The organism is Nitrosopumilus sp. b2 (assembly GCF_014078535.1).
GTDB lineage: Archaea > Thermoproteota > Nitrososphaeria > Nitrososphaerales > Nitrosopumilaceae > Nitrosopumilus > Nitrosopumilus piranensis.
Genome location: NZ_MU078705.1, coordinates 229,089 through 252,948, shown reverse-complemented (window position 1 = coordinate 252,948; position 23,860 = coordinate 229,089). Strand labels below are relative to the sequence as shown.

Here is a 23,860-nt window from a genome sequence, read left to right as displayed (position 1 = left end):
TTCAAAAACTATGGAGTTAGTCTATCGACATCTCGTGGATAAAATGTAACATCACGAATGTTTTCTGTTCCAGTAAGTGCCATAATTAACCTCTCAAGACCAATACCGCATCCAGCATGTGGAGGTACACCATAATCAAAAGCACCAAGATGATATTCAAATGCATCAGTGTTCATACCTTTGTTTTTCATTCGCTCAGCTAATTCATCTCTTTTTTCTATTCTTGTACTGCCAGAAGATAATTCTAAATCACCAAACATCAAATCAAAAGATTCGGAAATTTTTGGATTAGACTTACTATCCTTAACATAGAATGGTTTTGGTGCCAAAGGCCAGTCTTTGATAAAGTAAAATCCTTCTAGCCCGATTTTTTTAAGGTTTGATGGATACAGATCATCACCCCATTCAGTTTTAGCTCCTGCCTTTTGCATTCTATCAACCAAGTCATCATATGAATATTGAGGAATGGATTCTGGTAATGATGGAATAGTAAATTCTGTGTCAGGATTGTTTTTTGCATATTCACTAACAGCCTTGATTGAAATTTTAACAATCTCTTCAATTCTAATCATGACATCATTGTAATCTACAAATGCCTCTTCTAAATCAATAGATATTGCTTCAGCTAAATGGCGATTAGTTCTAGAAGGCTCTGCTCTAAAGATTGGTGCTATCTCAAATACTTTTTCAAAGCTCATCGTTAATTGTTCTTTATACAGTTGCGGACTCTGAGCTAAGAATGCCTCTTTGTTATAGTAAAATATTGGAAACAATGCAGCACCACCTTCAGTAGCTGTTGCTATCATTTTTGGAGTATTGATTTCAACAAAATTCTGAGTATTGAAATATTCTCTAATGGATTTTAAAACTAAACTTCTAGTATTGAAGATATGTTGCAAAACCTTTCGTCTAAGATCAATTGGTCTTACCTCAAGTCTAGTATCAATATTTTTGACAGTCTTTGCAATAGGCTCAAAAGGAGGTATTTTTTCAACCTCAGAAAACACTCGAAGTTCTGTTGGAACAATTTCATATCCACTCGGGGATTTCTCAGAAGATTTTACTTTGCCAGTTATTGCAATTGAGGAATGTGCTTTTAGAGAAGATATCTTTTCTCTAATATCATCTGGACAATCTCCTTTCTTTGCAACTACAGAAACATCACCATTTTTATCTCGGATCGTGGCAAAACTGATGTTGCCATGTCCTCGAATAGTCAAAACCCATCCCATTACTGTTACTTGTGTACCATCCATTGAGGAGTTAATTTCATCAGAATAATGTGATCTACGTAATGTTCCTAATTCAGTTTCAATCATAATTTACATTACTCAATTGGATGGTGTAATTAATTTTTATATAATTTAACTAATGAACACATTAATTTTCATAATGCTTATAGCCAGCACTAATTCCACAACAAAACAAGATGGACATACTAATGGGCATTGTAATAGCATTTATCATAGTCGTAGCAGGATTTGTAGGATATCATGCCTCCCAGCAGGTAGATGATGCAGAAGGACACGACATGAAACTAGAAATTCAATCAGCCAATGAGAATGAGAATTCCCTTCAAATTCAAAATTTGAACTATCAAAATCCATCACCTAAACTAGTTTTACATTAAATTACCAGTAATTTTTACAAATTTTATGACTCTATCAGATAAAGAGAAGATTGTTGCAGTTATTTCAAATGGAATTGCAGTATTTTCATTGTTGCAAGAAAGAGAAGAGATTCCAAAAAATACAACCATGTATGATTTTGTTTTAAAAGTAATTCCTGAAGATATAAAATCAGAACTTAGTGCAGAGTTGATAGATGAAGTATTCCAATATGTTACATCCGCACATAGTTCATAAAGTACAAAATACTAGAATAGGCATAAAATGACCTCGATTGCAACATTAGGCTCTCACTGCTCACTTCAGGTTCTCAAGGGCGCAAAAGATGAAGGGTTAAAAACAATTCTAGTATGTGAGAAAAAACGAGAGAGGCTTTACAAAAGATTTCCATTCATTGATGAATTGATCATAGTTGATAAATTCAAAGAGGTTATTGATGAAAAGTGTCAATCAGTTCTAGAGCAAAACGATGCGGTGCTAATCCCACATGGAACATTAATTGCACAAATGAGTTCTGAGGAAATAGAATCAATCAAGACACCAATTTTTGGAAACAAGTGGATTCTAAGATGGGAATCAGACAGAGAAATGAAAGAAAAACTCATGAGAGAGGCAAATTTACCAGTTCCAAAACCAGTTACAGATCCAAAAGACATTGAAAAACTCTCTATTGTGAAAAGACAAGGTGCCGCAGGAGGAAAGGGTTACTTTATGGTGGCAAATCAAGACGACTATAATACAAAAAGAAATCAACTGATTTCAGAAGGAATCATTTCAAAAGATGAAACACTATACATTCAAGAATATGCAGCAGGTGTTTTAGCTTATTTACAATTCTTCTATTCACCATTAAAAGAAGAGTTGGAATTTTTTGGAGTTGATCAAAGACATGAATCAGATATCGAAGGACTAGCTAGAATTCCATCAGAACAACAACTAAAAAATAACAAAGTGCCATCTTTTAACGTCATAGGAAATAGTCCATTACTTTTACGGGAATCACTTTTAGATGATGTGTATACAATGGGGGAAAATTTTGTTGAAGCTGCAAAAAGAGTTGTCCCACCTGGAATGAATGGTCCGTTTTGTATTGAAGGAGTATATGATGAAAATGCAAAATTCACATCATTTGAGTTTTCAGCAAGAATCGTAGCAGGAACTAACATCTACATGGATGGGTCTCCATATTATTCATTATTATTCAATGAGAACATGAGTATGGGTAAAAGAATAGCAAGAGAAGTAAAGACTGCTCAAGAATCTAACCAACTAGATAAAATTACAACCTAAGATTACGTATTTTTTGCAGTTACTTCCATTCCATGTTGTGATTTTATGATAAACTTGTCTCTAATCTTGACACTAATCCAATCAATAATTAATACAACTACTAAAACTACAAGCATAAAGATTGCAGCTTTTCCATATTCAAAGAATTTAATATAATTAATAATATAAAATCCAATTCCACCAGCACCAACCAATCCAAGAATACTTGTTTGACGTACATTGTAATCAAACATGTAAAGCATTTGACTTAAAAGATGAGATGCAGATTCTGGAATTACAACATATCTGATTAATTGCCATTTTGATATACCTATAGAACTAACTGCATCCATAGGATCAGAATCAATTGTTTCAATTGCTTCGTATTGTAATTTTGCTACAAATCCAATTGTATACATAATAATTGCAAGAACACCTGCAAATGGGCCTAATCCAACCATTATCACAAACAAAATTGCCCATAATATTGAAGGGAATGTACGAATAGCAGCTAATAATGCCCTAATTGGGGCATAGATATATTTGCTATTTAGATTTCTTGCAGCAAGCATACTCAAAGGCAATGCAATTGCAACACCCACAATTGTTCCAATAAATGCCATCTGAACTGTTTCAAACATTGCCCAAAGAGCTGTTGGCACATATTTTGGTTCAACTACAAGCATTTCTTCAACTACAATTGCAATATTTGGCAATCCTTGAACAAAATCAACAGGATTTGCATCCACATTGTAGGATGCAACTACTACCAAGGCAACGATTATTCCAATGAGAATATTATTTTTGGGTGTCATCAGCATACATCTCCATAATTTCTTCAGTAGTCATATCCCCCGTTTGAAAATCAACAATAGTATCACCCTCAACACCTATCTCAAGAATTTTTTGTCCTTCTTTGATAACAGCAACACGATTTGCATATTCTAAGGCAAGTTGCATATCATGGTGTACCATTATTGCAGTGAGATTCATTCTCTTTTGAGCATCTGCAATTAAATCCATAATTTCACGAGCAGTTACATGATCCAACTCTGAAACAATTTCATCTGCTAACAAGATAGTGGGTTTTTGCATTAATGCTCGAGCAATTGCAACTCTTCTCTTCTCACCACCACTTAACATGTAGGCCTTTCTTTCTTCTTTACCAGACAAACCAACTTGAGAAATAATTTTTTTGGCATCGTGAATCTCAGATTCTGGAAAATTTTTTAGAAAAGATTGGATTTTCCCTATTCTAGGTAAAGAGCCAATCAAAATATTTTCAAGAACAGTACTATTTTTTACCAATCCAAGGCTTTGAGGAATATATCCAATTGAATGCATCATTTTTTTGAATTTTTTATCATTCATGTTTGGTGTTACATAATCAATTTTGATAATCCCTTTACTGGGAACCATCATGCCATTCAATAGTTTTAACAAAGTGGATTTTCCAGAACCCGATTGTCCTACTATGGCATAATTTGTACCTCTGTCAATTGACATGTTAATTCCTTCCAATGCAAAGTTCTTAGAATCATAAGATGTCCAAACATCATTCATTTGAATAATTTTCTTTGTAGAGATTAATGAAAAAGAAGGGTTTTTGGTCATCTGAATTTGAATCATTTTCAGAATTCCTGTTTTTATTTGCTCTTGTTGTATTTGTCTAGAATCAACTGATCAAGTCCTGTTAATGCGTTGATGAATTCTCCAAATTCGCCTATATGCATCGTAGTTGTTGTTGGAACTAGTGCTTCAGCACCATACAAATCCCTCAAAATGGAATTGTGCTCATCATAGTTTAGTTGTATGAGAGCATCAACTAGTGCATTTTTGGTAGAGTCTGACATATCAGCACTTACCATAAACACATGTGATGGTACTGGTCCAATAGTTGTTATCGGACGTAATTTCTTTTGATCCTCTAATTCAAGATACTTTTGTGGGGCGATATCAGAACCAAATGCAACATCAACATTTCCATTTAGTAATAATTCTAATGCTGCTTTGTATCCTCCTGCAAAGGTATAACTTTCAAAGTTTTTTGCCAATGCAGATTCTAGTGCAACTATATCGTCACCTTCAATTGTTACATGTCCATCAGTTACCAAAGTTCCCATTGGTCTAACAAAACCAGAGGAACCAGTAATGCTAGTAAATGCAACTTTTTTGCCAACAGTATCTTCAATTGATTGCAAAGAATCATTGTCTGCCAGGGTCCAAACTGTTGCCTGGTAGTTCACTTTTCCTTTAACAAGTTCTGCCAAAACTGCTTCTGCTCCTGTTCTTTCATGAGTGATCCATGCAGGACCAGTATCCATAAAGGCAGCATCTATGTGACCAAACCTCATTCCTTCAATAATGGTCTCATAGTTTGTTGGTACAACTACTTCGACATCAACACCTAACTCATTTTCAAGGAATGCCTCCAAGGCTTGTGCTTTTGGAGTTAATTCATCAGCCTTTTCGACTGGAATGAATCCTATTGTTAGTGTGTCAACATCAACAGATTTTGAATCAGATGAAACATTGATGATTCCATTTTCAATTAGGAATTCAATTCCATTTAGAAAAGTGGTATCATCTACAGCACCTTCGGCCCACCAACCAGCATTTGTTTTAATCCAATCAGGAATAGAACTCTGTGCTTGTGCAGTCTGGCTCAAAGGAATTGTTGCTATGCCAATAGCTACAAATGCAACAATAATTGCCATGGTTGTTTTTTGTTTCATGATTTCTAAAAAAATTAGGAGTAGCTAAATTATTTAAACTGAATTTTCATTCCAAGAAATCATTCCAAATCTCTAGAATAAGAATATCTATAGGTTTGATTTTGGATTGGTAGTGTTAGGATATAGATTCAAGCTGGGCTCTAGATCATCTAATGTAATCTCAACTTTTCCAATTCTACTACGATACAGTTTAATTTTTTTACCTTCAGGTGAAATTACATACTTGTCCACTTCAGCTAAAGCAAGAACTTCAAGATTGGAGAGTGTTTTGTATACTGTTGAAAGAGAAAGTTTCAATTCATCTGCAATTTGCGTTGCATCTTTTGATTCATTTTTTACAGAAAACAATACAGCTCTTGTGCAAACATTGCTTAGAGATTCAATAATTTTTTGAGTGATATCGAATTCTGATAATTGAATAATGTTGGGTTTGGACATTCATATCACTTGTTTGGTAGTAACACAAGAACAGGTTCAGGTTTTTTAATAGAAATATCTGCTTTGCTGATTCTACTTCTATAGACTTTGTATTTTCTACCTTTATCAGACAACATCCATTTTTCAACTTCAATTAGAGTAAGTTCTTCAAGGTCAGATAATTTTTTGTATACAGAGCTAAGAGGGATTTTGAGTTTGTCAGAAAGTTCTGCAGCTGTATTTCCTTTCTTAATAATAGAAAATAGTATTGCACGAGATTCTGAATCAGCTAGTGCCTCTATTACCTTTTGAGTGATATCATATTTTTTTAATTGCGGTAAAGTCAATTTTCTGGACATATTGTTGCAAAATTATTTGGTGTATTTAAAACTAGATATTTTATTCTCATTCTAGAGATTTAGAATAACTAGCTGTATGATTGAGGGGTTTCTTGTTTAGTTAAAAGTCTATTCCACAATAACCCAAGAATTATGCCAACAGATATCCAAAATGATGTTACTCCAAGAACAGACATTATCCTAAATTCATTGACCAAATTCATAGGGGCTGTAATCTCATCAGGGTTTTCTGGCATTGCAAGAAATACTGCAGAAATAAAAACGCCATAACCCAGTAACGCAAGGAGTTTTTTGTTATTTTGTAGTTTCTTTGATAACTGATAAAATCCCACGGCCCCAAATCCAGAAATAGCAATAAATGTCAAATACAAAATTGCACGCAATACAACGGTTTCAGTATCACCCACTGTTGGAGGGTTTGCAGGGTATTTGAGAAAGGGTATAAAATAAAGAGTAAGCCACATGATGCCAGCCAATACAAGTGATTTTTTGACATCATTACTTCCAGGTAATGAATTTCTAGACAATGTAAAAACTATTCCAAACAAAGAGCCAACTGAAACACCTAGAATCACTCCAGCAAGAATCTGTCCACCTTTTTGCCAAGTTCGATATCCTTCATATTCTACCCAAAACTCAGGGGTGTCTTCTTCTTCACCAGTTGCAAATAGATTTTGGTTTTCAATTCCAATTGCTTGATCAAGATATGGTTCTACAATTGCAAAATTAACAGTTCCATGAACAAAACCTGCAAACGCACCTGAAATTAAGACAATTATGATAAAAAGAAATGTTTTCATGATTAAAGACCTCTAATGACAAGGAAATCCAGCAGCGTGTCTCATATCATGAGTAAGTTCATGGATGTAAAGATCTGTAAATGCTTGCTCACCATAAACTAGACTAAAGATGTGTCCTTGATCAAAGCCTACAACAAACAATCCGGCTGCAAAGATAATTCCTAATGCAAGTAATGCAAGTTTAGGTACGCTTGTTTTAGACACATTAATTTGTCTTGTTTCAGACATGAGATTAGCATCAGTTGAGCGTATTTAAGCTCTTGGATGATTTATCCAATTTATAAATAATAATACAAAAGGAAAAAAACTGAAAAAAACTATTCAAACATTACAAAACATAGTATCAAGAAAGGGATCTAGTAAAATACTCACATTTAGTATTCCGCATGTATTCAAAGCCCTTCAATTATTATCAGAAGAAAAATTTGTAAGCAGAGCTACATTGGGAAAAGAAATCCATCTAGGAGAAGGTGCAGTAAAAACACTTGTTTTGCATCTAAAAGAAGCAGGAATAATTGAATCAACAAGATCTGGGAATTTTCTTACAGACAAAGGGGAAAAAATTACTTTGCAATTAAAAAAAATTATTTCAAATGAATGTAAGATTGAGAAAAATGGATTGACCAAAAGCAAAAACAATCATGCAATTATTCTCAAAAAATTCTCTTCAGTAATAAAAACAGGATTAGAACAAAGAGATTATGCGATAATGTATGGCTCATCAGGATGTATCACATTGATGTTTGAAAACAATAGATTTGTCTTTCCAGGGGAAGACAAAGACTGCCTTGCATCATACAAAAAAATCAAACAAACGCTTTTAGAAAAATTAAACCCATCAGAAGGAGACATAGTTATTATTTCATCATCAGATGATCCCTTTGTTGCAGAAATATCTGCAAAAAACTCCGCATTGTGGACAATTGCCACAAGTTAAACAAGATTTTTACATGTATTACAAAAAAAGATGGTGTGAGTAAATTCTATCTTTTAGTAATTCCTATTGTAATAGGCATTATTGCAGGCAGTTTTCTAGCATTCTATACAGAGTCAGAAGACAATTCTAAAAAATTAACACCATCAAAACTAATCGAAAACGGGTCACCCGTTATGGGTAAGAATAATGCACCTATCACCATTTTAGAATGGGGGGATTATCAATGTACATTTTGTTACAAATTTCACCAAAACACATTGGATGTAATTAATGAGGATTTTATCAAAACTGGTAAAATTAAACTTGTATTCAAAGACTTTCCATTAAATGGACCAGATTCACTATTGGCTGCTGAAGCATCATATTGTGCTGAAGATCAAGGAAAATATTGGCAATATCATAATGAACTTTACAAAAATTGGGGAGGAGAAAGAACAGGATGGATTACAAGAAATTCATTAGATAGTTTTGCAATAACTGTTAATTTGGATTTAGACATGTTCAACAAATGTCTTGATGAACACAAATATCAAAACAAAGTAAATGAATTGTATGAATTTGGTCGAGAGATAGGAATTGATGCCACACCTTCATTTTTAGTATTCAATGATGAAAAAATTATCAAAATTAGAGGAAATCAACCATTGGAGGTATTTCTTAAAACATTTGATGAATTATGATTAGAAAACCCAAATCAATCAATCAAAATTAATATCCGCATAGTTTGGAGAAAGCACAAATGGGCAAAATAAAGATAGAAAAACAAGATTCTGTTAAAATCTATAAAATTAGAAAAACATTGGAAGAGTTATCAAAAAAGTCTGGTCGCGGAACAGAACTAATCACAGTATACATTCCCAAAGGAAAGCAACTTCATGAGATTATTGGAACACTTCAACAAGAACAAGGTACAGCAGACAATATCAAATCAGATCTTACTAGAAGTCATGTTGTAGATTCTTTGGGGAAAGTAGTTCAGAGATTAAAACTCTACAAAAAAACACCTGAAAGAGGATTAGTGATGTTTTGTGGAGCGTTACCTCCAGAAGAAGGCGGTCCATTAGGAAGCGAAGTTGTCAAAGTTTGGGAGATAGACCCACCAAAAGATTTGAATCAATATCTGTACAGATGTGATGACCATTTCCATGTCGACATTTTAAAAGACATGCTCAAAGATGACAATCTGATTGGGTTTTTAGCAATTGATGCAAAAGATGCAGGTTGGGGATTGCTACATGGGGACAAAATTGAAGTACTTGCCCAAACAGGTTCAGGAGTTGCAGGAAAACATAGACAAGGAGGACAATCTGCAAAGAGGTTTCAAAAATTAAGAGAAATGGAGCTGACATATTATTTTAACAGAGTAGCACAAACAACAAGAGAATATTTTATTGATATCTATCCAGTAAAGGGACTTGTCATTTCAGGTCCAGGACCTACAAAAGAAGATTTTATCAATGGAAATTATCTAGAATATCGATTACAAAACAACATCATTGCAACAATTGATTCATCATATTCAGGGTCAGAAGGAATTAGAGAAGCATTTGCAAAGTCTTCAGATATTTTGGGAAACTTTAGACTAGTTGAAGAAAAAAAACTAGTTGAAGACTTGTTCAGAGAGATTAACGGAAATACTGGAAAAGGATCATATGGATTAAAAGAAGTAATCGAGTTTCTAAAAAATAACGTAGTAGAAACCTTGATCATTACAGATAATACAAATTTGCATAGAGTAGAAGGAAAATGTAAACGCTGTCAACACATGCAAGAAGAAATTGTTGAAAGGCCACAAGTAATCCCAAAAAAGACAGAGTATTCTAACAACCCATGTCCTGGATGTAAAGCCATGGAAGTGGAGGTAAACGAACAAGATATTGTAGACTATCTAGAATTACTTTCATCAAAGACAGGTTCAAAATTAGAAGTGGTGTCAGGAAGTGCAGAACACGGAAATATGCTTGCAAGTCTTGGAAAAATTGGCGCGATTTTAAGATACAACCCAGGGCACGCTAAATAGCACTGCGAATCTTTTTTGCAAGCTCTGAGAGTTCATCATCAGTTGATATTTGTCGTTTAGTCCAAATTGTTCCCTTGTGATTATACCTGGGAATTATATGTATATGCACATGAGGAATTATTTGTTTTGCAGCACGTCCATTATTTTGACCAAGGCTAAACGCATCAGCCCCTGTAGCAGTTAGTATAGCCTTTGCAATTTTTGGGACCAAAGAAAATGCTTTTCCAACATCTTCAGAGGCCATGTCAGTGATCCTTTCATGATGTTCGCGAGGAATTACCAAGCTATGACCCACATCGATTGGGTATTTATCCAAAAATGAAACGTGAGAGTCATCTTCGTACAAAAAGTGGCCATCAATCTTGCCATCTAAAATATCACAAAAGATACAAGTCATAAATTCAGCAGTTTGTAATTTTATTTATTATTTTTTAGAAAAAAATACTTTGAGAAAAGAGTTTATCGAATGGTTAATTAGGGCAAATTTGAGAGTTTGAACATCCTATGGGCAGAAAAGAGAGACGAGCACGTGAACAAAAACGTGAAAACTATGCTACAAAACATTCAGCTGAGCAAAGAAAAAACACCCTAATTGCAATTGGTGTCTTTGCAGTAATTGCAGTAATTGTAGGGTATGCCGTATGGATGTTTGTCACAATGGATCAAAGTACTGCTCCAGGTGGGCCAGAAAATGCAGGTGCGTTAGGCAGTGATCATGCACACGCTGCAATTGCAGTAAGAATATTTGGAGATTATTTCGACTTTTCAGCCCCAGCATATCAAATCAAATCAAGTTGGATTCACTTTGAAGGAAGAGATGGTTCCACAATACACAAACATGCAACAGGAGTTACACTAGGATATCTATTTGAGACACTATCATTAGGTCTTGATGACAAATGCTTTGTTTTCCAAGATGGGCGAGAGTTCTGTACAAATGAGGACTATTCTCTGAAATTCTACTATAACGGAAAACAAGTTCCAGATATCAGAGATATTGAAATTATGGAAGATGACAGAATTTTAGTTTCATATGGTGGCGAAACACCTGAAGAAATCAAAGGTCAATTAATTGAGTTAGAAAACCAAAGAATAGTCAAATAGAATTCTAAGATTCTTCTTTTGTTGTAAACTGTGCCATTTTATCAAAGAACATGTAAAATCCACAGCGAGCACATCTTAATACAGTAAGTTCTGTTGTGAGAAATTCTTTGTCTTTGAATCTACCACCAAGTTTAACATTTTCACCTGCAATTTCGGCTTTGTTACTTTTACAAACTGGGCATTCAAGTGCTTTTTGCTCCATGGAATCCAACTAAACAATTACAATTTAAACTCAATGAAAATTTTTGAATTGACTAAATCAACAAAGTCTAAATTATAGCAATCAAGAATTCAATATTATGGAAATTTCTAGCAGAAACGTTGTAGAAGGAACTTCCCGTGCACCACAAAGAGCAATGTACAAAGCTATGGGATTAGATGACAATGATTTATCAAAGCAGTTCATTGGAGTATGCCATACAGGAAACGAAGCAACACCATGTAACATTCATCTTCCCAGATTAGCATTAAAAGCTAAAGAAGGTGTCTCAGATACAGGTGCAACACCTAGAGAATTTTCAACAATTGCTGTAAGTGATGGAATTGCTATGGGACATGAAGGAATGAAATCTTCTTTGGTTTCTCGTGAAATAATTGCAGATTCTATTGAATTAATGGTAAGAGCCCATCAATATGATGCACTGGTAGGAATTGCAGGTTGCGATAAGAGTCTTCCAGGCACAATGATGGCAATGGCAAGACTAAACATCCCATCAGTATTTGTTTATGGAGGAACCATCATGCCAGGAATGCTAGATGGAAAAGAACTAACAGTTGTAGATGTCTATGAGGCAGTTGGCGCATATGATGCAGGTCAATTATCATTAGAAGGACTCAAAAATATTGAAAATACTGCATGTCCAAATGAAGGATCTTGTGGAGGTATGTTTACTGCAAATACAATGGCATCAATATCAGAAGCTATTGGTCTTGCATTACCTGGCAGTGCCAGCCCTCCAGCAGAAGATGATAGAAGAGAAAAGATGGTATATGATACAGGAGTGGCATGTGCAAAATTATTACAGATGAATATTAGACCTAAAGAGATTCTTACTTTTGAGGCATTTGAGAATGCAATTACCATGTTAAATTCAGTTGGGGGTTCAACTAACGGAATTTTACATTTACTTGCACTTGCAAATGAAGTAGGTATCAAATTAACATATGATGATTTTGAAAGAGTGAGAAAAAAGACACCACATCTAGCAGACATGAAGCCTGGTGGAAACTATGTAATGAATTCACTTGATAAAATTGGTGGAATCCCATTTGTACTAAAGAAGTTACTTGACAAAGGACTATTACATGAAAATTGTATTACAGTTACTGGAAAAACTATCAAAGAGAATTTAACTTCAATGAGTATGCCTGAAGCAGATCAGCAAATAGTAAGGTCAATAGAGAACCCAATACATACAGTAGGTACTGCAGTTATACTCAAAGGCTCACTTGCACCAGAAGGAGCAGTGATAAAAACTGCAGGTGTAGAGATGACAAAATTTACAGGAAAAGCACGGGTTTTTGATAGAGAGGAATTTGCATTTGAAGCCGTAAAAAAAGGAGAAATTGACGAAGGTCATGTTGTCGTAATCAGATATGAAGGACCAAAAGGAGGTCCAGGTATGAGAGAGATGCTAGCTACAACTGCAGCACTAGTAGGTCAAGGATTAGGAAAAAAAGTTGCAATGGTAACTGATGGGCGATTTTCAGGAGGAACAAGAGGATTCATGGTAGGCCACGTAGCACCTGAGGCATATGTGGGAGGACCAATAGCACTAGTAAAAGATGATGATGAAATCACAATAGATGTTGAGACTAATCTAATTGAACTTCACGTATCATCTGAAGAATTGGAAGATAGAAGAAAACAGTGGAATCCTCCAAAACCAAATTACACAACAGGAGCTTTGGCAAAATTTGCAACTCTAGTTGGTTCAGCAGCAGAAGGCGCAATCACCAAAGCTAATCCATAGAAAGTCTTTTCAAATCAAATTTTTCTTGTTCCCTAGTTAATGAAATAATATTTGTCCTTGTCAATTAGATATAACCGAATTTTTGGCAAAATGTGTTTGTTTTTTAATATTTACCAAAAACTTTGAGGCACTCATATGGCAACAAAATGATATCAATCAATTAAGGATTTGAGAGTGTCAGGATAGATGATCAATTTGTCCACAATCTTTATAGATCAGCGATCAAAAATTAGTTCAGAGATAACAGAAAAGAAAATGAAATTATCATATTGTTAATTACTGTTATCTACTACAGGTTACCAAATAGTAATTGTTTTATCCGTATTTTCATGCCTACTTTTTTAAAAATAGATGATTCTTGAGCAAAAAAAATACTGATGTAATTTACAGATTACAAATCATGATTCAATTAAGATTCAACTCAGTGGTCTATTTACCATTTTGGGCACCTAAAAAATAAAAAATCTTTCAGTCATTTTGATAAAACTGAAAGTATGGGCATTGCATCCCACTGATACATGTGATGTACCAGTACATCTCCACATACCTTAGAGTACTCATCGTAGAATTTTTTTGCCTCTTGCTCTGTTGCCTCAAACACTGCCATTCCGCTTGGCTTGCCACTAAAAGAGCCAGACCACATAGTTCCATTAGAGGATTGCCAATTATCTACTAGGGAAATAATTTGGGGGCGAATCCTATCAATATCTTGTTCAGAAGCATCATCACTGATTGAGCTTACTATAACCCATGGTTTTAGTTGATCAGACATAATGTGTTATCTGCAAATTATAAATTAAAGATAGAGATGGTTGTAATAGCATAATACAATTTGATATGTCAAAACTTTAGAATAGCATAATAAAATAATCATCTATTTTATTACAAATACTTTATATCAAAATATGTTCAAGCCATGTTTTCTTACCCTGACACTTTTTTGCAAGCAAGGTTTGAATCAAAGAAAGCATTAACGCAATTCAAGGTTCATCCACATGGAAGTTGCTATTGGCATAACTTCGAATAAACTGTGTTAATGTTTTCTTTGTTAAAATCAAGTTTCATTTTAGAATCATATTCTAGATGATGAGAGTCTCTAGTTTTTTTATATCCCATAAAAATTTAAAATCGCTTGTGGCAAAAAAACTCAGACCGTTGCTAGTAGAAAAATATGATATTTCACATAAAATTTTCAATGAATTAATAAATTTAGAATCAAGACATATTTTATTTTCAATTATAAAAAAACCAAAGAGAATACAAGAAATAGCAAAAGAGTTGAAGATTCCCCTAAGTTCAGCCTACAAAAGAGTTCAAAGTCTCAAAGACTGCTCATTGATTTTAAAAAAATCAGATTTTGCAGAAAATGGACACATAGTCACATATTATCAAAGCATGATAAAAGATGTCACAATCACCATCAAAGAGTTCGAGCCATCAATATTATTTACTAAAAATCCAAATTTGAAAAATGAGTAGACAGTCATCTCTGAAAATTTGTAGTTTATGTGGAGGAATTTTCACAATTCACTATACAAAATACAAATACAAATGTCCAAAATGCAAAGGATTGCTGATCCCATAATGGCTTGTAGAGGAATTTGTGAAAGGTATCGTTCTGAGAGTAGAAGATACAGTCAAGGGGTCAAGAGATGCACAAATTGTGATGCATATCTAGAATTTGAGGGAGTTCAGTGCCCATGCTGCAGAACACACCTACGTGCAAAAAGAAAAACCAGGGGATGCAGAAGTTAAATAAGAATAAGCAAAAATGAAAATCCCTGTTCAAAAATAAATAATAATTTGTATAATTCTAAACTTGTAAAATATTCAATATTGTTAAATCAGATAATCGAGATTAATCATTTGAAATGATCTTCATTAGTATGATCAAATTCAAGAAAAAAACAAAAGATGTAGTGGAATCTGGAAAAGAAATTATGAAAAATCCCCCTTCAGGAATAAAGATAGTTGGAACATACTGGACTCTTGGAAAATTTGATGCCGTATGGATCTACGAAGCACCATCTGAAAAAGATGCAATGAAGCTTAGCGTTATGGCAAGTGAAGTAATGCGTTTTCAGACAATGACTGCAGTTTCACGAGATGATGTAATGAAACTGTTAGATTATTAATCATGAAAGTATAATTTGTCATAATTAACAATCACAAATGTATCCTGTTCCAAGTTTTGGATTACAGATTTTGCAATCTAGCAAACACTTGTTTTCAGGACAATAATTGCAAAATTGTTTCTTTTTAGTCACTAGTTTCTCTCCTTCTCTAAATTAGAAAAGAGTTGTTACAAATTTTGCCCACGTGGATTGAACAACTATTTTTAGGATAAAATTGGACGTATCAGATAGGAAAATGCTTATCTGAATTGAATTCATGAAATTCTGTTATGGGTTTGTTGGGCAGATTCAGTCGTACATTTGACAAGTATGGATATGATCTAGATGGGTATGACAAAGATGGGTATGATAGTAGCGGGTACGATGTGCTAGGATATGATCACCCAGATTACGATAAAGAAGGATACAACAAATTCAATAGAAAGAAAAACGAAATATACAATGATTAAAACAAATTTTTTGTTTGAATATATTCAACAAAAATGTAGATCCTCACATCTAGTCTATTTACTGAATCTATAGAGATTCACCTACTACAGGTTTTCTATTCCTAAAACATCATAGTAAGATTTTGGAATCATTTGTTGTGCCTTAAAAAAGACGTTATTTACTGCAGCATCAAGCACATATGTTCTTGCCCAGTCATCCTCACTTCGAATAGAACGCCCAAATCCCTGTAGTAGTTTGGTAAGGGTTTGAGAAGTATACCAAAGAGGGAATTTATCCATCTTGGCTTTTGTACGCTTTTCTTTATAATTTGGATATGGAACCTTTGCAATTATTTGAAAACGAGAAAGGTCATCTTTGAGATCAACACCCTCCCACAATGAAGAGGATAACAAGACCCCTGTAGGATCAGAGGCATGCTCAGATATCACTTCATCTTGGGTTTTCCCATCTTTATTCTTACTATGACAAATCCTTATTCTTCTAGTGTTTTTTGGAGACAGATATCTTAAGATTTTGTGACATCTTGGAATAGAAGACGTAAGAATCAATCCACATTCATCAGAGTGTTCATCTAAAATCCTATCAATTGTTTTGATTACTTCTAATTCATCTTCTTCTGTGGAACCATAGCTTAGTCGTCGAATATTTAGCAAGTCAATTTTTCTATGTTCAATAGGAAACGGAGATTTAGGAGCATCAACAAATGCAACATCATCTTTGTTCAACCCCATATTTTCACAAAAACTGTTTTTATCAATTGTTGCAGACATGAAAAGCTGATATTCTGTTTCAAAAAAAGTATTTGCAAACTTTGAAACATCAATTGGTTTTACAGATATTGTTCTAAAATTTCCATTTAAATCCCTAACAGGATCATTTACAACAAAATTATCTTTATCAGATGCAATATCAATTTTGGCCTGTGCGGCTCTATCACAACGTCGTTCCAATCTTGAAATTAATTCATAGTCAGGTTCCTTTTCAAATGATGGACTTTCTTTGATGTCTTTAATTTTTTTAGCATAAGAGTATGCAATATCATCAGTTAAATTTATCATAGAATCTAAATCTGTAAAATCATATCTGTCAACATTAAGATTACATTCATCTACTTGGCCACTAAAAATATCGAATCCTACAAACTGAATAATTTGATCTTCAATTTTATGGGCCTCATCAAAAACTGACACTTTACGATCTAGATAATCTTCAAATAATTTCTTGTTGAATTTCATAATTTGAAAAAATGCATGATAATTCCAAAGTGAATGCTTTGAAACCAGAGCATCGTATTTTTGAAGATAGTAATGGCAAGAATCAGAATCCTGGGTATTTTCCTCAACTTGTTTTATTGTAGGCTTGAATTTACAAACCTCAACTACTTCTTTGCCATTTTTGCTAGTCCTTTCCTGACACTCTCCTTTCTCACATGTCAGGCCCCACCTCATTGCCCTTCTAGAATTATCGACTTTTTCAGCAGACATTAATTTTAGACAAGGAAAATTTGATTTGCCCTTTACAGGTTTGAGAAAAGGAATGTCTTTGATGTATTGATCTTGAAGATGTTTTGATGCAGTTACAGTAAAAGAACTATCAAAATGTTTGGAGATTGTTGCACCCACAAGAGACTTGCCAACCCCTGTAGGAGCACACAAAATAATTTTTTTATGTCCAGAATTGAACTGCTCTTCAATATCAGAAAGTATTTCCTTTTGAATATTTCTAGGAACAAATTGTTGAGGAAATTTTTCTAAAAGAGACAGGATTAATCTGGATTCTCCTTTATATTAAAAGCATGAAGGTTCTTGTAATATCTGAATTATAGTAATCTAGTTTAATATCTAGTAAATACATCATAGATCATGGAATTATTAGATGATAAGATGAGAGTATGGCTAGAGAGCGCAAAATTTGTAAAACCAAATCCAGGCGTATATGTTCTATACAACAGAAACAAAGACCCAATCTACATCGGAGAAAGTAATAATCTGGAAAAAACATTCACAAAATATGTTGACACAGATTTTGAAGGAAATGAATGCAAACAAAAAACTCAATTTTATCAAAGAGTATTCTCAGATAATTCAAAAGAACTTCAATTACAATTGATTGATCAATTTAGAAGTGAGACAAATGAATTGCCCACATGTAATTCAGAGATAAAGATAGAGACACATTAAAAAATCCAAATCCCAATCAAAAACTATTGAATAAAGGGCATATGGACATCATACTATTTGAGACAAAGATTTGTTCATTTGACCTGACAAAATAATGATTTCTCAGAATTCATCAAGCTTAGACCATATTTAAAAAATTATTTACAAATAGATATGTCCTAATATGGACAGCACACCCATTTTTAATCTACATTCAAAGACGTTAGTCTGCAAGATTTGAGTCCAATTGAAAAAACAAGATTGTAAGAAAAATCCAGAATTTCATTTTACTGCATACTGAAATACGAATGAATTAGCCTTACATTGGAGAAAACAATTAATCTAAGAATGTAGTAATTTAGAAATGCATCAATGCTATTACTGTGAACAGATTTTTGATTCAAAAGAGGCACTTTATGACCATGTAGAAGTGCATTCAGATACGGAAAGAAATAAGGAAATAATGGATAGAAAAAAGAAATCAGAAAAAAAGTAATTTTAGCCTCAATTAAAAAAAATAGAGTAAAGGTAAGAATTAATCACATTTAGGTGGTGATATAACAACTTGGTTTTAAAAAAATATGGATTGGGTTGAGGCATTATTAAGAAAATCATGCGAAAGAACATTGACCAAAGAAGAGGTTCTTCACAGTTTATTTCACATGATTGAAGTTAATGAAAATACTTTGAATCAAATTCAATCAGACAAAAGGGATTTTGGGCCAGAGTTAGAGGAGTTAAAACAAACAGAGATTCGAGACTTAGATTTTCATTTAAAATATTACCGCAGTCTGGTAAATTACATAAACTCAATTCAAGAAAACAAGATTTTTGAAAAGTCACACTAAGATTAGTCAAAACCAGTACGGATAACTAATGTTAACGGAAAATTTCTAATAATTCTAAATCAGAAGCATAATCAGAGTCTTAACTGTTCAAATTTTAAATTATATTCAGACTGTATTTCTAAATTATTACCAAAATCAGTAACTTTATCATATTTCTTAATACGTTCATCTAATATTTTTTGTATTTTTTCAACTTCTTGAGCAATTAATTTGCCAGAATCTTCTTTTGCAAATTGTTTTCTTTGTTCTTCATTTTTTCCTCTTGTTTGAAATTTCTTTCCTTCAAATTTCATCTGCAGTGCTGAAATATTTTCACGTCTAACTAATTCAGCCAAATCAAAATGCCCTTGTTCATGTTTTAGCAAACGATCATTCGCCTCAGATATTCTAACAGAAGACAATAGGGGGCAGAACTCTACAGAAAGATCAATATTTTGTATAAAAAATAGTACTTCACTACCCAGTTTTTCAGAGTCAACTATCCAAGTAAAACCATATTTTATCACACTGTGAGAATCTTCAAAAGTTGCAGGGTTATGTTCTGCTTTGAAATCAGACCATTTCAGTGAGTAGTTCTTTGACCAAGACAAAGTATTATTTTCGCTCATTTTCTTGAGGATGATTTAGATATTTTAGAATAATTAGATTGTGATTAGGAATTTTTTCCATCTCGTCCACTGAATTTTCCAATAGGTTGAGAGGTTTCAAATCCAAGCCACGAATAATTTTGAGTTTCTTGTGATCTGTGATAGTTTTGATGGTCTACTAATTGTGAATCCCCCCAGTCACCATCATGGAGGAATGGACATTTTTCATGTCTATTGTTTTTCTGGACGCCTTTACATGTGATTAACAAACATGTATCATTAAGTTTTAGAATTGAAAAATTTTTTGTTAAAAGTGGGGTGTATTTGACGGCATGATTCTAGGAATATAGTCAGTTAAGGCAAACTTAGAACGCCATCAAACGGATGACTCAATATATCTAACGTGAATTCAGACTAAAAGAAAGTGTATGTATTTTTTAAATATGCATCAAAAAATGCTCCTAGGCTCAGATTTATGAGCACAAAGTGGATAATTTTTTCAACCCATTTTGATCAATATGCAAGACATGTTTTATTTTAAGAATTTTTGGGAATACAAACCATTACAAATATTGGAAGCAAGGTTGTTTGCCTGTTTGATATCTGGCTGTAACTCCCAAAGAGTCGATGCATAAAAGATATCAAACTTGCTTGCTTTCCAAATCCAAACTATTAATTTTAGATAATTTCTAGCATAAATCATGAATAACAGGTTTTATGTATGCATGGGAATTTCAATAGTTGCACTAGCTGTAGGTTTCATAATTTTGTTTAGTTAAATTTGATTAATTTTTTTAATTGTCTAAATCAATTTTTGCATTGTTTTTTTATTTTATTAATATTTTAATAGTTAAGGTATTGCCATAGGTGTAGCTGGATTGTTGATAATAGCATTAACGCAACACGACATTGATTATCAACTTTTATCTGTGGCCTAAGTCAATTAGGATGAGAGTTTAAGGTATAATCAAATTTTTCTTTTTCAGAAAATAGATTAAAATTATTTTTTTCTAAATCTAAAACATCACAAAATGCTGGACAAATATTATCAATTGAAAACAGTTCTTGACATTTTGGACATTGTATTACAGAATGAATTCCCCAATCACATTCAATTTCATCAATTATTTCAAAATTAACTGATTCGTTACAAACACATTTGATTGTATTATGAAATTTTTGTGGATTCATGTAATAATGCATTCAAAATTAAATATAATTTATTACCAGTCATAAAGTTGTAATAGTATGACTGAATGCCCAACATGCAAACTTTCAATGGAATCACATTCAACATCAGAATTGATGGAATGTTGTATGAAACAAGTCGGAGATGAATATACAGAAGGGCAAGAGGGGATCTGCCCTAATTGCAAACACGAAATAACAAAGCACAAAGATAAAGAGCTTGCAGAATGCACTATAGAGTATCTAAAGTCAGGAATCAAATAATCTAGGTAAGATTAAACTACAGAAAAAGTGGAAAACATCTATTGAATCAGACAACTAGAGCATTAATTGCAAAATTTTCTCCAATGTGGACTAACAAGCAGGTGTGGGAATTTGATCAGTTAAATGAAGATTTAAGATTTGATGCTATTTATGTCAAGCCTCTAAACTATGATGAAAAATTATGGAAATCAAAATCAGCCCATCTTGATGTGAAGATAAGAGATATGGTAGTTAGAACATTTGATCATATGATTGACGGAGAAGAATTATGGATTTCAAACAAGAATCAGAGAAATATTGATGAGAAATACGTACCTTATCTAATGGCCGTAATGGCAGATGTAATGATTGAGGAAGAAATCTGTTTGAATTTTAAAATTGATAATGGTTGCTTTGTAGTATCAATTGACTCAGATGCAGATGTAATTGATTGCAAAGAATTCTTTGAAGAATTTTACCACCTCGCAACAGGCTTCAATTACGATACAGACACTGGTATTCCCCAGGATGAAACAGAAGCTGAAATGTACCTTACAAGACTTCAAGAAGAATTTGATGAGAATATGAAAGGAATCTTAGGAGACAAATATCTGCCAGGAAATAATGATCCAGATACAATTAATGCAAAATGATGTATAGCTAAAATACTAGATTATTTTTTAATCAAATATTGTCTCAAAAAAAGCCATTTAGAAAATTTACGAAAAAAAGACCTTCACTAACTACTGAGCAAAAGGTTGAAAAATTTATTTTGAGAAATTCAGAAAATGGATTTTTTACCAAAGTCACAACAATACCCTACAAATTTGAAATATCGGAGAGTAAAGCATGGGATGTTATTGGCGAATTACTATCAAATGGAACAATTGAGTCAGTTCATGATGAATTTTCAGGAGAAATGAAATTGTGCAAAGTAGGTCAAACGTACTCCATAATGAATTCAGAACAAAAAAGAAAAAGACAAAAAGCAAATAATTTCAAAAATAAAAAATAAAAATTTGCATAAAATTAAACAAATACTTATTTTCAGCAAACCATTCTAAAAACTCATGGATGATGAAAATTTACCTGCACAGTGTCATCCCACAATAAAACCAAAAAAGAAAAAACAAGAGATAGTCAAAAATGATACAGTGTAAATTATGTGGTACACCCTTAGGGAAAGAGCCGACAACAGAGGAATTAGAAAAGCATTAGAAAAAACATCATGGTTGGCATTGGGAATCCAATAAAGACAAATCCCCACAAGAGGCATTATTGAAAAAAAGAGACTAGTAACGTCTTGGAATAGTGGTCGTTTATAGCATGCCTAGACCACTAATCGAAGGCGTCAATACAATTATGGGCTCGAGATATAAAAGAGACAGGAGGGAATTTTCAAACATTTGTTTAAAAAAAAATTCAAATTAAAACTAATTTACATAATTTTTAGCAGACAACTTATCAATTTTGAATGAGATATAACAGCATGAGAGATGACTTTGCAGAATATACCAAATGCATAACTTGCGGCGTTCCATTACTACATTGTGACTGCAATTGTCCATATTGTGGAAAAAGAGAAGCGTGTGAATGTGAGATATCCGCACTAAATGTTACGTCCTAATTTCTCTTTTTGTTTTAAAAAAATAATTTTTGAGCTAGATGCTGCGAAAAAATTCACTTTTGACTAGTAATAGAAATTTGGCAATTAAGACACATGTCAGTAATAGAGGCATATGATATCAAGGCACGAAAAAAAGTGTCAATGAAGAACCCACAACCATACCTTATGAAAAATGGTTCATGGGCACTAAAAGGAACTAGCGCGGAGACTGGGATCAAATTATTCAAGATTGTTGGAAGAACAAAACCATCAATTAACCAGTCAAGATTTGAAGCATTCAAAAATCTGTTTACGAGCAGAAAATGTGAATGTGACAAAGATTGTTAGTTCATCATTTTTTTCTAAGAATATAGATTATTAGAAAGAATTAATGTGAGATTTTTTAAAGGATTTTATGTCATTTGAAATTGATTGGCGAAAAAATTTTTATGGCATATCATGGGCTCATGAAAAAGATAGGATAGTAGTATCAATTGTTTTTGAAGATAAAGATGAAGCACTTGAAATCTCAAAAAATATTGAAAATTGGAGTGAAAAATTTACCAGATTGACGATTATTGAAAAAGAAGAAGATGAATTTGCAATTTGTTGTTATCAAGATCCTCAAGTTTCAAAAAGCGATAAACACATTGGGCTATTTAGAACTGGGATGAGGCAAAGTAGCGGATACAATCAAGTAAAACCAATAATTGAGGAAAAAGCTCCTCTTTTACAAATTGCGTATGCAGCTGATGCAATAGACATTACCACTTATGAAGAGATTTCAAAACTCATCCCAATAAGAAAATTCAGGATCATAAACGAAAAAGAATTGAAAAAACAAGAATACTATTATGAAAAAATGTCAAATTTAGAAAATTAAAAGTGGTAAGATTCAAAAAAATTTGAATCGCCACCACATGGTCGGGTAAGAAGTTTTACTGAGATTAAATATAAAGAATCACTACTGATTTGTTCATATTTTTAATACTGATAATTCATTCATTCTTGTTAAATAGAAAATTACTCATACCAAATCATGGAAAATAACAATAACAATTCATCATGGGAAGAAGCAATTGGGCTTTCATGGTTAATATCCGAAGACTGATATGCCTGAATTTCTGTGCAGTCAAAATTACTAGGCTAAAAAACACAGTCAAAACAACTTAGAGAAAACTCTAATCATTTTTTTAAATTCTGGTAAACATAAATTTCATAATTAAGATGAAATATCATGCACTGTGACGATAAAAGAACATTATTTGTCTTAAAACAAGGAATTGAGGAGACATGGGAATCACTAAAAAAATCAGATTTTACTGATGAGTATTTAATAAAAAAACTCAACAATGAGATACAAGAGTATTTTGATTATAGAAAATCATCATAATTTTTAGAA

General features: G+C 33.0%; 34 protein-coding genes. 19 read left to right on the top strand and 15 right to left on the bottom strand.

Annotated features, from left to right (window positions below; genetic code table 11):
- Positions 1-8 precede the first annotated feature (8 nt).
- Positions 9-1,319 carry an aspartate--tRNA(Asn) ligase gene (aspS, locus tag C6989_RS09335; RefSeq protein WP_148703361.1) on the bottom strand — a complete coding sequence of 437 codons (1,311 nt, stop codon included), beginning with the start codon at positions 1,317-1,319 and terminating at the stop codon, positions 9-11.
- Between the two features lie 122 nt (positions 1,320-1,441).
- Between aspS and C6989_RS09330 the strand changes: the two genes are divergently transcribed.
- The 3 genes from C6989_RS09330 to C6989_RS09320 are packed head-to-tail and all read left to right on the top strand — an operon-like array spanning position 1,442 to position 2,918.
- Positions 1,442-1,630: a hypothetical protein gene (locus tag C6989_RS09330; protein WP_182127058.1), complete on the top strand. Its 189-nt coding sequence runs from the start codon at positions 1,442-1,444 to the stop codon at positions 1,628-1,630.
- A gap of 25 nt (positions 1,631-1,655) precedes the next feature.
- Positions 1,656-1,865: a hypothetical protein gene (locus C6989_RS09325; protein ID WP_148703359.1), complete on the top strand. Its 210-nt coding sequence runs from the start codon at positions 1,656-1,658 to the stop codon at positions 1,863-1,865.
- A gap of 27 nt (positions 1,866-1,892) precedes the next feature.
- Positions 1,893-2,918 (top strand): formate--phosphoribosylaminoimidazolecarboxamide ligase, encoded by a 1,026-nt coding sequence (locus C6989_RS09320; RefSeq protein WP_182126971.1) that lies wholly within the window; start codon positions 1,893-1,895, stop codon positions 2,916-2,918.
- Positions 2,919-2,920: 2 nt separating this feature from the next.
- Here the strand turns inward: C6989_RS09320 and phnE are convergent, their stop codons facing one another.
- The 7 genes from phnE to C6989_RS09285 form a co-directional block, all read right to left on the bottom strand.
- Positions 2,921-3,712, bottom strand: a complete 792-nt coding sequence (gene phnE, locus C6989_RS09315) for a phosphonate ABC transporter, permease protein PhnE (RefSeq protein ID WP_182126970.1) — start codon at positions 3,710-3,712, stop codon at positions 2,921-2,923.
- Positions 3,696-4,526 (bottom strand): phosphonate ABC transporter ATP-binding protein, encoded by an 831-nt coding sequence (locus C6989_RS09310; protein ID WP_182126969.1) that lies wholly within the window; start codon positions 4,524-4,526, stop codon positions 3,696-3,698. The genes phnE and C6989_RS09310 overlap by 17 nt, the downstream gene beginning before the upstream one ends.
- 17 nt (positions 4,527-4,543) lie before the next feature.
- Complete coding sequence (locus tag C6989_RS09305) at positions 4,544-5,632, bottom strand: phosphate/phosphite/phosphonate ABC transporter substrate-binding protein (protein WP_237087625.1); 1,089 nt, start codon at positions 5,630-5,632, stop codon at positions 4,544-4,546.
- A gap of 87 nt (positions 5,633-5,719) precedes the next feature.
- Positions 5,720-6,070 carry an ArsR family transcriptional regulator gene (locus C6989_RS09300; protein WP_148703355.1) on the bottom strand — a complete coding sequence of 117 codons (351 nt, stop codon included), beginning with the start codon at positions 6,068-6,070 and terminating at the stop codon, positions 5,720-5,722.
- Positions 6,071-6,075: 5 nt separating this feature from the next.
- Positions 6,076-6,408: an ArsR/SmtB family transcription factor gene (locus tag C6989_RS09295; RefSeq protein WP_014963261.1), complete on the bottom strand. Its 333-nt coding sequence runs from the start codon at positions 6,406-6,408 to the stop codon at positions 6,076-6,078.
- 68 nt (positions 6,409-6,476) lie between these two features.
- On the bottom strand, positions 6,477-7,208 hold the full coding sequence (locus C6989_RS09290; RefSeq protein ID WP_182126968.1) for a CbtA family protein: 732 nt from the start codon (positions 7,206-7,208) through the stop codon (positions 6,477-6,479).
- 12 nt (positions 7,209-7,220) lie between these two features.
- On the bottom strand, positions 7,221-7,436 hold the full coding sequence (locus C6989_RS09285; protein ID WP_148703353.1) for a CbtB domain-containing protein: 216 nt from the start codon (positions 7,434-7,436) through the stop codon (positions 7,221-7,223).
- A 214-nt stretch (positions 7,437-7,650) separates the two neighbouring features.
- On the opposite strand from C6989_RS09285, the gene C6989_RS09280 reads away from it, so the two are divergent.
- The 3 genes from C6989_RS09280 to prf1 are packed head-to-tail and all read left to right on the top strand — an operon-like array spanning position 7,651 to position 10,165.
- A complete protein-coding gene (locus tag C6989_RS09280; RefSeq protein ID WP_255464690.1) occupies positions 7,651-8,145 on the top strand; it encodes a DUF4443 domain-containing protein in 495 nt (164 codons plus the stop codon).
- Between the two features lie 35 nt (positions 8,146-8,180).
- The gene (locus C6989_RS09275; RefSeq protein WP_182126967.1) at positions 8,181-8,825 is read left to right on the top strand and encodes a DsbA family protein; all 645 of its coding nucleotides are present in this window, start codon (positions 8,181-8,183) and stop codon (positions 8,823-8,825) included.
- 59 nt (positions 8,826-8,884) lie between these two features.
- A complete protein-coding gene (gene prf1, locus C6989_RS09270; RefSeq protein WP_148703350.1) occupies positions 8,885-10,165 on the top strand; it encodes a peptide chain release factor aRF-1 in 1,281 nt (426 codons plus the stop codon).
- Here the strand turns inward: prf1 and C6989_RS09265 are convergent.
- Positions 10,158-10,562, bottom strand: a complete 405-nt coding sequence (locus tag C6989_RS09265) for an HIT domain-containing protein (protein ID WP_182126966.1) — start codon at positions 10,560-10,562, stop codon at positions 10,158-10,160. The two genes, prf1 and C6989_RS09265, sit on opposite strands and share 8 nt — an antisense overlap.
- 107 nt (positions 10,563-10,669) lie before the next feature.
- On the opposite strand from C6989_RS09265, the gene C6989_RS09260 reads away from it, so the two are divergent.
- A complete protein-coding gene (locus tag C6989_RS09260; RefSeq protein ID WP_182126965.1) occupies positions 10,670-11,269 on the top strand; it encodes a protein-disulfide isomerase in 600 nt (199 codons plus the stop codon).
- Between the two features lie 4 nt (positions 11,270-11,273).
- Here C6989_RS09260 and C6989_RS09255 read toward each other — a convergent pair whose 3' ends face one another.
- A complete protein-coding gene (locus C6989_RS09255) occupies positions 11,274-11,471 on the bottom strand; it encodes a hypothetical protein (protein ID WP_148703347.1) in 198 nt (65 codons plus the stop codon).
- A 97-nt stretch (positions 11,472-11,568) separates the two neighbouring features.
- On the opposite strand from C6989_RS09255, the gene ilvD reads away from it, so the two are divergent.
- Complete coding sequence (gene ilvD / locus C6989_RS09250) at positions 11,569-13,242, top strand: dihydroxy-acid dehydratase (RefSeq protein WP_148703346.1); 1,674 nt, start codon at positions 11,569-11,571, stop codon at positions 13,240-13,242.
- Positions 13,243-13,714: 472 nt separating this feature from the next.
- Here the strand turns inward: ilvD and C6989_RS09245 are convergent, their stop codons facing one another.
- The gene (locus tag C6989_RS09245; protein ID WP_148703345.1) at positions 13,715-14,014 is read right to left on the bottom strand and encodes a hypothetical protein; all 300 of its coding nucleotides are present in this window, start codon (positions 14,012-14,014) and stop codon (positions 13,715-13,717) included.
- Between the two features lie 362 nt (positions 14,015-14,376).
- On the opposite strand from C6989_RS09245, the gene C6989_RS09240 reads away from it, so the two are divergent.
- The 3 genes from C6989_RS09240 to C6989_RS09230 all read left to right on the top strand — a co-directional run bounded on the left by C6989_RS09240 (position 14,377) and on the right by C6989_RS09230 (position 15,826).
- Positions 14,377-14,721: a helix-turn-helix domain-containing protein gene (locus C6989_RS09240; RefSeq protein WP_182126964.1), complete on the top strand. Its 345-nt coding sequence runs from the start codon at positions 14,377-14,379 to the stop codon at positions 14,719-14,721.
- Between the two features lie 392 nt (positions 14,722-15,113).
- Entirely contained in the window at positions 15,114-15,377 is a 264-nt protein-coding gene (locus C6989_RS09235; protein ID WP_148703344.1) for a GYD domain-containing protein, read from the top strand.
- A 269-nt stretch (positions 15,378-15,646) separates the two neighbouring features.
- Positions 15,647-15,826, top strand: a complete 180-nt coding sequence (locus C6989_RS09230; protein ID WP_148703343.1) for a hypothetical protein — start codon at positions 15,647-15,649, stop codon at positions 15,824-15,826.
- An 84-nt stretch (positions 15,827-15,910) separates the two neighbouring features.
- Here C6989_RS09230 and C6989_RS09225 read toward each other — a convergent pair whose 3' ends face one another.
- The gene (locus C6989_RS09225; RefSeq protein ID WP_255464699.1) at positions 15,911-17,593 is read right to left on the bottom strand and encodes a helicase C-terminal domain-containing protein; all 1,683 of its coding nucleotides are present in this window, start codon (positions 17,591-17,593) and stop codon (positions 15,911-15,913) included.
- 96 nt (positions 17,594-17,689) lie between these two features.
- Here C6989_RS09225 and C6989_RS09220 point away from each other — a divergent pair, with 96 nt between their 5' ends.
- On the top strand, positions 17,690-18,007 hold the full coding sequence (locus C6989_RS09220; protein ID WP_148703341.1) for a GIY-YIG nuclease family protein: 318 nt from the start codon (positions 17,690-17,692) through the stop codon (positions 18,005-18,007).
- A gap of 560 nt (positions 18,008-18,567) precedes the next feature.
- Positions 18,568-18,834, top strand: coding sequence for a hypothetical protein (locus C6989_RS09215; RefSeq protein ID WP_148703340.1), 267 nt, complete (start codon positions 18,568-18,570; stop codon positions 18,832-18,834).
- 71 nt (positions 18,835-18,905) lie between these two features.
- Here the strand turns inward: C6989_RS09215 and C6989_RS09210 are convergent, their stop codons facing one another.
- From C6989_RS09210 to C6989_RS09200, 3 genes are all read right to left on the bottom strand, one after another.
- Positions 18,906-19,442 (bottom strand): hypothetical protein, encoded by a 537-nt coding sequence (locus tag C6989_RS09210; protein ID WP_182126963.1) that lies wholly within the window; start codon positions 19,440-19,442, stop codon positions 18,906-18,908.
- 44 nt (positions 19,443-19,486) lie between these two features.
- A complete protein-coding gene (locus tag C6989_RS10290; protein WP_237087623.1) occupies positions 19,487-19,690 on the bottom strand; it encodes a hypothetical protein in 204 nt (67 codons plus the stop codon).
- Positions 19,691-20,360: 670 nt separating this feature from the next.
- Positions 20,361-20,612: a hypothetical protein gene (locus tag C6989_RS09200; protein ID WP_148703338.1), complete on the bottom strand. Its 252-nt coding sequence runs from the start codon at positions 20,610-20,612 to the stop codon at positions 20,361-20,363.
- Positions 20,613-20,669: 57 nt separating this feature from the next.
- Between C6989_RS09200 and C6989_RS09195 the strand changes: the two genes are divergently transcribed.
- From C6989_RS09195 to C6989_RS09170, 6 genes are all read left to right on the top strand, one after another.
- The gene (locus tag C6989_RS09195) at positions 20,670-20,873 is read left to right on the top strand and encodes a hypothetical protein (RefSeq protein ID WP_148703337.1); all 204 of its coding nucleotides are present in this window, start codon (positions 20,670-20,672) and stop codon (positions 20,871-20,873) included.
- A 41-nt stretch (positions 20,874-20,914) separates the two neighbouring features.
- Positions 20,915-21,505 carry a hypothetical protein gene (locus C6989_RS09190; RefSeq protein WP_182126962.1) on the top strand — a complete coding sequence of 197 codons (591 nt, stop codon included), beginning with the start codon at positions 20,915-20,917 and terminating at the stop codon, positions 21,503-21,505.
- Between the two features lie 38 nt (positions 21,506-21,543).
- Positions 21,544-21,867 carry a hypothetical protein gene (locus C6989_RS09185; protein WP_148703335.1) on the top strand — a complete coding sequence of 108 codons (324 nt, stop codon included), beginning with the start codon at positions 21,544-21,546 and terminating at the stop codon, positions 21,865-21,867.
- 705 nt (positions 21,868-22,572) lie between these two features.
- Complete coding sequence (locus C6989_RS09180) at positions 22,573-22,806, top strand: hypothetical protein (protein ID WP_148703334.1); 234 nt, start codon at positions 22,573-22,575, stop codon at positions 22,804-22,806.
- 67 nt (positions 22,807-22,873) lie between these two features.
- Entirely contained in the window at positions 22,874-23,341 is a 468-nt protein-coding gene (locus tag C6989_RS09175) for a hypothetical protein (RefSeq protein ID WP_148703333.1), read from the top strand.
- Positions 23,342-23,695: 354 nt separating this feature from the next.
- The gene (locus C6989_RS09170; protein WP_182126961.1) at positions 23,696-23,851 is read left to right on the top strand and encodes a hypothetical protein; all 156 of its coding nucleotides are present in this window, start codon (positions 23,696-23,698) and stop codon (positions 23,849-23,851) included.
- Positions 23,852-23,860 lie beyond the last annotated feature (9 nt).

What these genes read in the sequence shown, in the direction of transcription:
- aspS (WP_148703361.1), bottom strand. Translation starts at nt 1,319, where the DNA reads ATGATTGAAACTGAATTAGGAACATTACGTAGATCACATTATTCTGAT.
- C6989_RS09330 (WP_182127058.1), top strand. Translation starts at nt 1,442, where the DNA reads ATGGGCATTGTAATAGCATTTATCATAGTCGTAGCAGGATTTGTAGGA.
- C6989_RS09325 (WP_148703359.1), top strand. Translation starts at nt 1,656, where the DNA reads ATGACTCTATCAGATAAAGAGAAGATTGTTGCAGTTATTTCAAATGGA.
- C6989_RS09320 (WP_182126971.1), top strand. Translation starts at nt 1,893, where the DNA reads ATGACCTCGATTGCAACATTAGGCTCTCACTGCTCACTTCAGGTTCTC.
- phnE (WP_182126970.1), bottom strand. Translation starts at nt 3,712, where the DNA reads ATGACACCCAAAAATAATATTCTCATTGGAATAATCGTTGCCTTGGTA.
- C6989_RS09310 (WP_182126969.1), bottom strand. Translation starts at nt 4,526, where the DNA reads ATGATTCAAATTCAGATGACCAAAAACCCTTCTTTTTCATTAATCTCT.
- C6989_RS09305 (WP_237087625.1), bottom strand. Translation starts at nt 5,632, where the DNA reads ATGAAACAAAAAACAACCATGGCAATTATTGTTGCATTTGTAGCTATT.
- C6989_RS09300 (WP_148703355.1), bottom strand. Translation starts at nt 6,070, where the DNA reads ATGTCCAAACCCAACATTATTCAATTATCAGAATTCGATATCACTCAA.
- C6989_RS09295 (WP_014963261.1), bottom strand. Translation starts at nt 6,408, where the DNA reads ATGTCCAGAAAATTGACTTTACCGCAATTAAAAAAATATGATATCACT.
- C6989_RS09290 (WP_182126968.1), bottom strand. Translation starts at nt 7,208, where the DNA reads ATGAAAACATTTCTTTTTATCATAATTGTCTTAATTTCAGGTGCGTTT.
- C6989_RS09285 (WP_148703353.1), bottom strand. Translation starts at nt 7,436, where the DNA reads ATGTCTGAAACAAGACAAATTAATGTGTCTAAAACAAGCGTACCTAAA.
- prf1 (WP_148703350.1), top strand. Translation starts at nt 8,885, where the DNA reads ATGGGCAAAATAAAGATAGAAAAACAAGATTCTGTTAAAATCTATAAA.
- C6989_RS09265 (WP_182126966.1), bottom strand. Translation starts at nt 10,562, where the DNA reads ATGACTTGTATCTTTTGTGATATTTTAGATGGCAAGATTGATGGCCAC.
- C6989_RS09260 (WP_182126965.1), top strand. Translation starts at nt 10,670, where the DNA reads ATGGGCAGAAAAGAGAGACGAGCACGTGAACAAAAACGTGAAAACTAT.
- C6989_RS09255 (WP_148703347.1), bottom strand. Translation starts at nt 11,471, where the DNA reads ATGGAGCAAAAAGCACTTGAATGCCCAGTTTGTAAAAGTAACAAAGCC.
- ilvD (WP_148703346.1), top strand. Translation starts at nt 11,569, where the DNA reads ATGGAAATTTCTAGCAGAAACGTTGTAGAAGGAACTTCCCGTGCACCA.
- C6989_RS09245 (WP_148703345.1), bottom strand. Translation starts at nt 14,014, where the DNA reads ATGTCTGATCAACTAAAACCATGGGTTATAGTAAGCTCAATCAGTGAT.
- C6989_RS09235 (WP_148703344.1), top strand. Translation starts at nt 15,114, where the DNA reads ATGATCTTCATTAGTATGATCAAATTCAAGAAAAAAACAAAAGATGTA.
- C6989_RS09230 (WP_148703343.1), top strand. Translation starts at nt 15,647, where the DNA reads ATGGGTTTGTTGGGCAGATTCAGTCGTACATTTGACAAGTATGGATAT.
- C6989_RS09220 (WP_148703341.1), top strand. Translation starts at nt 17,690, where the DNA reads ATGGAATTATTAGATGATAAGATGAGAGTATGGCTAGAGAGCGCAAAA.
- C6989_RS09215 (WP_148703340.1), top strand. Translation starts at nt 18,568, where the DNA reads ATGGATTGGGTTGAGGCATTATTAAGAAAATCATGCGAAAGAACATTG.
- C6989_RS09210 (WP_182126963.1), bottom strand. Translation starts at nt 19,442, where the DNA reads ATGAGCGAAAATAATACTTTGTCTTGGTCAAAGAACTACTCACTGAAA.
- C6989_RS09200 (WP_148703338.1), bottom strand. Translation starts at nt 20,612, where the DNA reads ATGAATCCACAAAAATTTCATAATACAATCAAATGTGTTTGTAACGAA.
- C6989_RS09195 (WP_148703337.1), top strand. Translation starts at nt 20,670, where the DNA reads ATGACTGAATGCCCAACATGCAAACTTTCAATGGAATCACATTCAACA.
- C6989_RS09180 (WP_148703334.1), top strand. Translation starts at nt 22,573, where the DNA reads ATGTCAGTAATAGAGGCATATGATATCAAGGCACGAAAAAAAGTGTCA.
- C6989_RS09175 (WP_148703333.1), top strand. Translation starts at nt 22,874, where the DNA reads ATGTCATTTGAAATTGATTGGCGAAAAAATTTTTATGGCATATCATGG.
- C6989_RS09170 (WP_182126961.1), top strand. Translation starts at nt 23,696, where the DNA reads ATGCACTGTGACGATAAAAGAACATTATTTGTCTTAAAACAAGGAATT.